The sequence below is a fragment of the bacterium genome (genome assembly GCA_040756715.1).
Taxonomy (GTDB): domain Bacteria; phylum UBA9089; class UBA9088; order UBA9088; family UBA9088; genus JBFLYE01.
On record JBFLYE010000066.1, the window covers coordinates 1 to 6,252 of the forward strand.

A 6,252-nucleotide genomic window follows, 5' to 3' on the forward strand; every position below is an offset into this window, starting at 1 on the left:
GTATCCCTAATCTCCCCCTTTTCAAATTTTCTGGTTGTCCCCCTGGTTGGAGTTCTCCTTCCCTTTGGGCTTATCTTTATCCTTTTAGGGTTTATAAATTTATATCTGGCAAGCCTTCTTGTCCTGCCCCTTTCTTTATTAACAAACCTTGCAATCAAGGCAATCCTTTATTTCTCATATATCCCAGCAAGCTCAATTAGCCTTCCCTGTCCAAATATTCCAATGGTTATCTTCCTTTATTTTGCTATCATTGTCTTTGCAGAAAGAATAAAAGCCCTTTTTATTCCAACCCTAATTATCCTAAATATTCTTCTTTGGTATAATGTTTGCAAACCCAGAGGGCTTGAAGCCACATTTCTTGATGTTTCCCATGGCGATTCTATATTTATAAGAAGCCCAAAAGGATGTAATATCCTAATTGATGGGGGTCCTCCGGGATTAGGAAGGTCTTGTCTCCTTCCATTTTTAAGATATAAAGGGATAGATAGGGTAGATGCAATCTTTGCAACCCATTCTGATGCTTATCATATTGGAGGCTTAATTGATTGCTTAACCGAGCTTAATGTAGGAAGGATATTTTATAATGGATGTAATGCTTCCTCCAAAACATATAAGGATTTTAAGGCTGTGATTAAAGAAAAAGGTATTCCTTTACAAAGGCTAAAAATGGGAGATGCAATTAAAGGCATAGATTTGGATATTGAGGTCTTAAACCCTCCAAATAACACCTTTTCTTCTCATAATAACAATTCCCTTGTTTTAAGGATAAAAAATAAAAACCTCTCATTCCTTCTTACCGGGGATATTGAAGAAGGAGCCATTTCATTTCTTTCCTCAACCTATTCAAAGAAATTAAGAACGACCATCCTTAAAGCACCCTGTCAGGGAAGAAAAAAGATTCCAAAACAATTTCTTTCCCTTGTAGATCCAAAGGTAATTCTAAGAAATACAAGCCTTACCGGAGCGATTACCATTAAATCCTCAAAAAATGGCTTTAAGGTCATATACCATTGCTTACCGTAAGATAGATTTGGTATAATTTAAGCGATGAATGTTTTACTTAAAAATGGCTCTATTTTGGATTTTGGGAAAAATCTGGATATCCTTATTGAAGATGGAAAGATTGTAAAAATTCAAAGGGATATTTCTGATTTTACCGGTGAGATTTTTGATTGTAAAGGAAATCTTATTGTCCCAGGCCTTATTGACCTTCATACCCATATAAGGTCATTTGAGGAAAACGAAAAAGAGACAATAGAATCTGGGATATCTGCGGCAATATCTGGTGGATTTACAACCATCTGTATAATGCCAAATACAGACTTGACCATAGATAACCCAAAAATATTAAGGAAAATTAAAGAAAAACAGAATAAAATCCAAATTTTCCCCATAGGTGCTATAGCTGAAGGTATGGGACAGTTAAGGCTTTCTGATATAAAAGGGATGAAGGATGAGGGCATATTTGCCATATCTGATGATGGAGGAGAGCTTATGGATAAATCCCTTTTAAAAGATGCAATGGAAATTGCAAGTGAATTAGACCTTTTGGTTATCCTCCATTGTGAAATTCCCTCTGAGCCAAAGGCAATTGAAAAAAATATCTCCCTATGCTTAGATGCAAAATGTAGGCTTCATATTGCCCATATAAGCACAAAGGAGGGAATATCCCTTATTAAACAGGCAAAAAGAGAAAGCCAAAACATATCATCTGAAGCAACACCCCATCACTTTACCTTGAGTGATATAGCCTTTAATGTAAAACCCCCTATTCGGTCAAAAGAAGATAAAGAGGCTGTAATAGAGGGGCTTTGTTCTGGGACAATAGATGTTATTGTAACAGACCATGCACCACACCCTAAAGGTTCTGATAAACCAGGGATATCAGGCATTGAAACAGCATTGGGTCTTGTCCTCTTAAGCCTTGTAGACAAGGGCTATCTTTCATTAAGCGATGCAATTTCAAAGCTTACAAAAAACCCGGCAAAGATAATTGGGATTGAAAGGGAGATAAAAGAGGGAGAAGATGCCTACCTTACCATTATTGATTTAAAAAAGGAATGGATTGTTAAAAAGGATGAATTTAAATCAAGGGGAAAAAACACATCCTTTGAAGGCTGGAAACTTAAAGGAAAACCCATCTCTGTCCTTACACCTTATTTCATTAAATCAAGGTAGATGTTTTCTGTTTCCTTTACCATCTTCTTTAAGGAAAACTCATTTTTTATTCTATTATAACCTGCCTCTCCCATCCTCTTTCTTTTCTCTTTATCAACCAAAAGCTCCTCAATTGCCTTGGCTAATCCATTAACATCAAAAGAAGAAACAAGGATTCCCGTCTCTCCATCTACAACAAGCTCTGGTATTCCACCTACATTGGTAGAAATGATGGGAAGATGTGCCAACCCTGCCTCCATAATAGAAACAGGCAGCCCTTCTACAATGGAGGGAAGGACAAAGATATCCGAGATGGATAATAAGCTTTCCACCCTTTCTTTTCTTCCCAGAAAAATGATATCATTGCTTAATCCAAGTCTATTGGTTAGCTCAATAAGCTCCTCCCTTAATGGTCCATCTCCTACAAGAAGGCATTTAAACTTGAAATTCTCTCTTACAATTTTTAAGGCATTCAGCAATGTTTTATGGTTTTTCCATATACTAAAATTTGCCACAGAAATTATAACTGTTTCATCTTTAAGCCTATCTTTTAAAGGGGTATGGGAAGTAAAATCAAGGGAATTTGGGTCTATTCCATTATAAACCACCTTAAATTTACCAGATGGATAGCCATTTTTGATAAGAAAATCACAGGCTGTTTTAGAATTTGATATGCAGAGCCTAACTAAAGGAAAGGTTAATTTATCAAGAAATGTAGCAATTGTGGTATAAAGTTTATTTTGGGTATTTATAATAAAGATGCTTCTTAATCCTGTAATAATCCTTTGACAGCCTGCAATCTTTCCTAGTATCCTTCCCAAAATATTTGCCCGAAAGCCATATATATGAATAATGTCATATTTGTTTCTTTTTAAAAACCAAAAAAGGCTTAATGTGGCTTTAAGTATGCCTCCTTTTTCATAATTTAGATAATAAACATTTGTTTCTTTCTCAAACTCAAGAGACATTTTTCCCTTGGAATCAAGGATACAAACATCGTTTTGAAAGATGGCTTTATCCATTCCTTTTATGAGGGATAAAACCATTTTCTCTGTTCCGCCTATATCAGATGTGCTTAAAAATTGTAAGACCTTGATTTTAGAATTCAAGGATTTGGTAAGTTCCATTTTTTGCCCTATAGATAATGTTGTAGATGGCTGTTTCTTTGTTTTTAAAGACAAAAAATGGGTTTTCTTGGAAGATAAGTTCGTTTATTGCCTCTTCAATGAATAATATGGCTGGCTCTATCCTTCTTGTCTTTACAACAGGGACTTGTTCTTCTTCCTTCTCCTGAAAGAAAGAAGGTAGATGAACCTTTTTATGGTTAACTATCTTTTCCTTAAGCTTCTTAGCCTGGGTTTCTATCTTTTTAAGGCTTTCATCTATTGAAAGCTCTATATCTGGAAGAGAGGCTTTAGAATGAAGGATATTCCCATAATCATTTATGGTGGTCTCGATGAGAAAATTTCCCTTTTGATGCGAGACAACAATTTTCATAAGGGCATCTTCTTTTAGATATTTTTCAAGCTTCTTTGCCCTCTTTCTTATATACCCTTCTATTTTAGAAGAAATATCATTTCTTTTTTCTATCTCTATCTTCATCAAAAATATTATATCGAAATAAAACCAATTATTCAATTTTTTTATGCTGTCTCCTAAAAATAATCCTTGCAAAAACTTTAATTCAAATTGTAAAATGTTATGATTAAAACTTAAGGAGGAAAAGATGAGTAAGGACGAGATTATTTCTGCAATAGAAGGAATGAGTGTTCTTGAGCTTTCCGAGCTAGTAAAGGAGCTTGAGGAAAAATTTGGGGTAAAAGCAGCTGCTCCAATGATGGTTGGACAAGTAGGAGGGGCAGCTCCTGCCACAGAAGAGAAGGAAGAAAAAACAACCTTTGATGTTTTCTTAACAAGCTTTGGTGACAACAAAATTCAGGTAATAAAGGAGATTAGAACAATCCTACCACTAGGCCTTAAGGAAGCAAAGGAATTAGTAGAAAGTGCTCCGTGCGAAATAAAGAAAGGGGTAGCAAAAGAGGAAGGGGAAGATATAAAGAAGAAATTAGAGGCTGTCGGCGCAAAGGTTGAGATAAAATAAAAAATTATTGCTAATTAAAAATGAAATCTGCAAGCTTATTCCTCTCTCTTTTTTTAATAGGCTGCGGCCAAAAGGAGGTGAAAAGAATGGAGGTTGAAAAAAAGGTTTGTATGATTGTTGCCTCAAGGGATTTTAGGGATGAGGAGTTTACAGAGCCAAAGAAAATATTTGAGGCAGCAAAAATAAAGGTGGTGGTTGCCTCATCAAGGCTTTCTCCCTCAAAGGGCTATTTTGGGGCAATTGCAAACCCCGAAATTTTGGTAGAAAATGTTAAGGCAGATGAATTTGATGCGATTGTCTTTATCGGAGGCTCAGGTGCCCAAGAATATTTTAATAATCTTTCTGCCTTAAAGGTTGCAAAGGATGCCTTTGAGAAGGGAAAGATTGTAGCAGCAATCTGCATCGCACCCTCAATCCTGGCAAATGCTGGTGTTTTATCGGGAAAAAGGGCAACCTCATTTTCATCAGAAAAGGGTAATCTTATTAAAAAGGGTTCAATATTTACCGGAGTTGATGTAGAGGTAGATGGTAAAATTGTAACCGCAGAGGGTCCAAGCGCAGCAGAAAAATTTGCAAAAACCATCCTCTCCCTCCTTTCAAAGTAATGGATTATGGATTAAGCGAGGAGCAACTGGCAATAAAGGAGCTTGCCAAGAAAATTGCTTGTGAAAAGATAAGAAAGAGGGCAAAAGAGCTTGATGAAAAAGAGGAATTTCCTTATGAAATCATTAAGGATATTGCTCAAGCTGACCTTTTTGGCTTGTATATCCCAGAGGAATATGGTGGATTCGGTGGTGGATGCTTTGAGCTCTGCTTAGCCACTGAGGAATTTTCCAAGGCTTGTGCGGGTGTTGCGGTTTGCTTTGCCGCATCTGCTTTGGGTGCATATCCTATAGTTTTATATGGCTCTGAAGAGCAAAAGAAAAAATATCTTCCCGATATTGCTTCAGGAAAGAAATTGGCTGCCTTTGCTATTACTGAGCCAGATGCCGGAAGTGATGCCGGTTCAATTAAAACCAGTGCAACAAAAACAGAAGGTGGCTATATCCTAAACGGCACAAAGCAATGGATAACCAATGGTGGAGAGGCAGAGATCTATACGGTAATTGCAATGACAGATAAAACAAAGGGCTCCCGCGGTACATCCTGCTTTATCTTAGAAAAGGGAATGCCAGGGTTTGAATTTGGAAAAAAAGAAAAGAAGCTTGGCATAAGATGTTCATCCACCAGAGAGCTTATCTTTAAGGATTGCTTTGTTCCCAGTGAAAATTTAATTGCAAGGGAGGGGATGGGATTTATTGTAGCAATGAAGACATTTGATAACTCAAGGCCTGGCATTGCCGCTCAGGCAATTGGCATAGCACAGGGGGCATTAGAGCTTGCTTTAAAATATGCGAATGAAAGAATTCAATTTGGCCAAAAAATCTCATCATTTCAGGGGATACAATGGATGTTTGCCGATATGTCAACCAAGATAGAAGCTGCCCGTGCCTTAACCTATGCGGTCTGCCGAATGATTGATAGGGGAGCAAAGGATGTCTCAATGGAGTCAGCCCAAGCAAAGCTATTTGCCTCAGATACCGCGATGGAGGTTTCTACAAATTGCCTCCAGATATTTGGTGGATATGGCTATATGAGGGAATACCCGATTGAAAAGTATATGCGGGATGCCAAGATAACCCAGATATACGAAGGAACAAACCAAATCCAGCGAAATATCATTGCCTTAAAGCTTATTAAAGAGCTTGCTAAATAATGAATATCAGAACAAGGCATTCAGATACCAGACATTTTAAAACAGCTAAACACATACAGATTTTTTGTTTTTTTAAGGTTTTTAGGAGGGGTTATATGGAGGTAGGCGGTGAAGGTATAATGTGATTAAAGAAGGGCCCTTTTCTTGTGAAAGAAGCCATTTTAGGAGCTACTCTCTCTTTCGCATCAAACATCTTATTAAAACCCTCATGTTTTTATCTTACTTCTTGTTCTTTCGC

General features: G+C 37.0%; 7 protein-coding genes. 5 read left to right on the top strand and 2 right to left on the bottom strand.

Going from position 1 to position 6,252, the window contains the following annotated elements:
- Both AB1397_02720 and AB1397_02725 read left to right on the top strand, forming a co-directional pair.
- Positions 1-1,023: MBL fold metallo-hydrolase (locus AB1397_02720; GenBank protein ID MEW6481905.1), on the top strand; the 1,023-nt coding region annotated here is incomplete at its 5' end.
- 24 nt (positions 1,024-1,047) lie between these two features.
- The gene (locus AB1397_02725) at positions 1,048-2,178 is read left to right on the top strand and encodes a dihydroorotase (protein MEW6481906.1); all 1,131 of its coding nucleotides are present in this window, start codon (positions 1,048-1,050) and stop codon (positions 2,176-2,178) included.
- Here AB1397_02725 and AB1397_02730 read toward each other — a convergent pair.
- Together AB1397_02730 and raiA are read right to left on the bottom strand one after the other, a co-directional pair.
- Positions 2,157-3,284: a glycosyltransferase gene (locus AB1397_02730; GenBank protein ID MEW6481907.1), complete on the bottom strand. Its 1,128-nt coding sequence runs from the start codon at positions 3,282-3,284 to the stop codon at positions 2,157-2,159. The two genes, AB1397_02725 and AB1397_02730, sit on opposite strands and share 22 nt — an antisense overlap.
- Positions 3,256-3,759 carry a ribosome-associated translation inhibitor RaiA gene (gene raiA, locus AB1397_02735; GenBank protein ID MEW6481908.1) on the bottom strand — a complete coding sequence of 168 codons (504 nt, stop codon included), beginning with the start codon at positions 3,757-3,759 and terminating at the stop codon, positions 3,256-3,258. Before raiA ends, AB1397_02730 begins: the two co-directional genes overlap by 29 nt.
- A 124-nt stretch (positions 3,760-3,883) precedes the next feature.
- On the opposite strand from raiA, the gene rplL reads away from it, so the two are divergent.
- From rplL to AB1397_02750, 3 genes are all read left to right on the top strand, one after another.
- Positions 3,884-4,258, top strand: a complete 375-nt coding sequence (gene rplL / locus AB1397_02740) for a 50S ribosomal protein L7/L12 (GenBank protein ID MEW6481909.1) — start codon at positions 3,884-3,886, stop codon at positions 4,256-4,258.
- 86 nt (positions 4,259-4,344) lie between these two features.
- A complete protein-coding gene (locus AB1397_02745) occupies positions 4,345-4,863 on the top strand; it encodes a DJ-1/PfpI family protein (protein MEW6481910.1) in 519 nt (172 codons plus the stop codon).
- Positions 4,863-6,014, top strand: a complete 1,152-nt coding sequence (locus AB1397_02750) for an acyl-CoA dehydrogenase family protein (GenBank protein ID MEW6481911.1) — start codon at positions 4,863-4,865, stop codon at positions 6,012-6,014. The genes AB1397_02745 and AB1397_02750 overlap by 1 nt, the downstream gene beginning before the upstream one ends.
- Positions 6,015-6,252 lie beyond the last annotated feature (238 nt).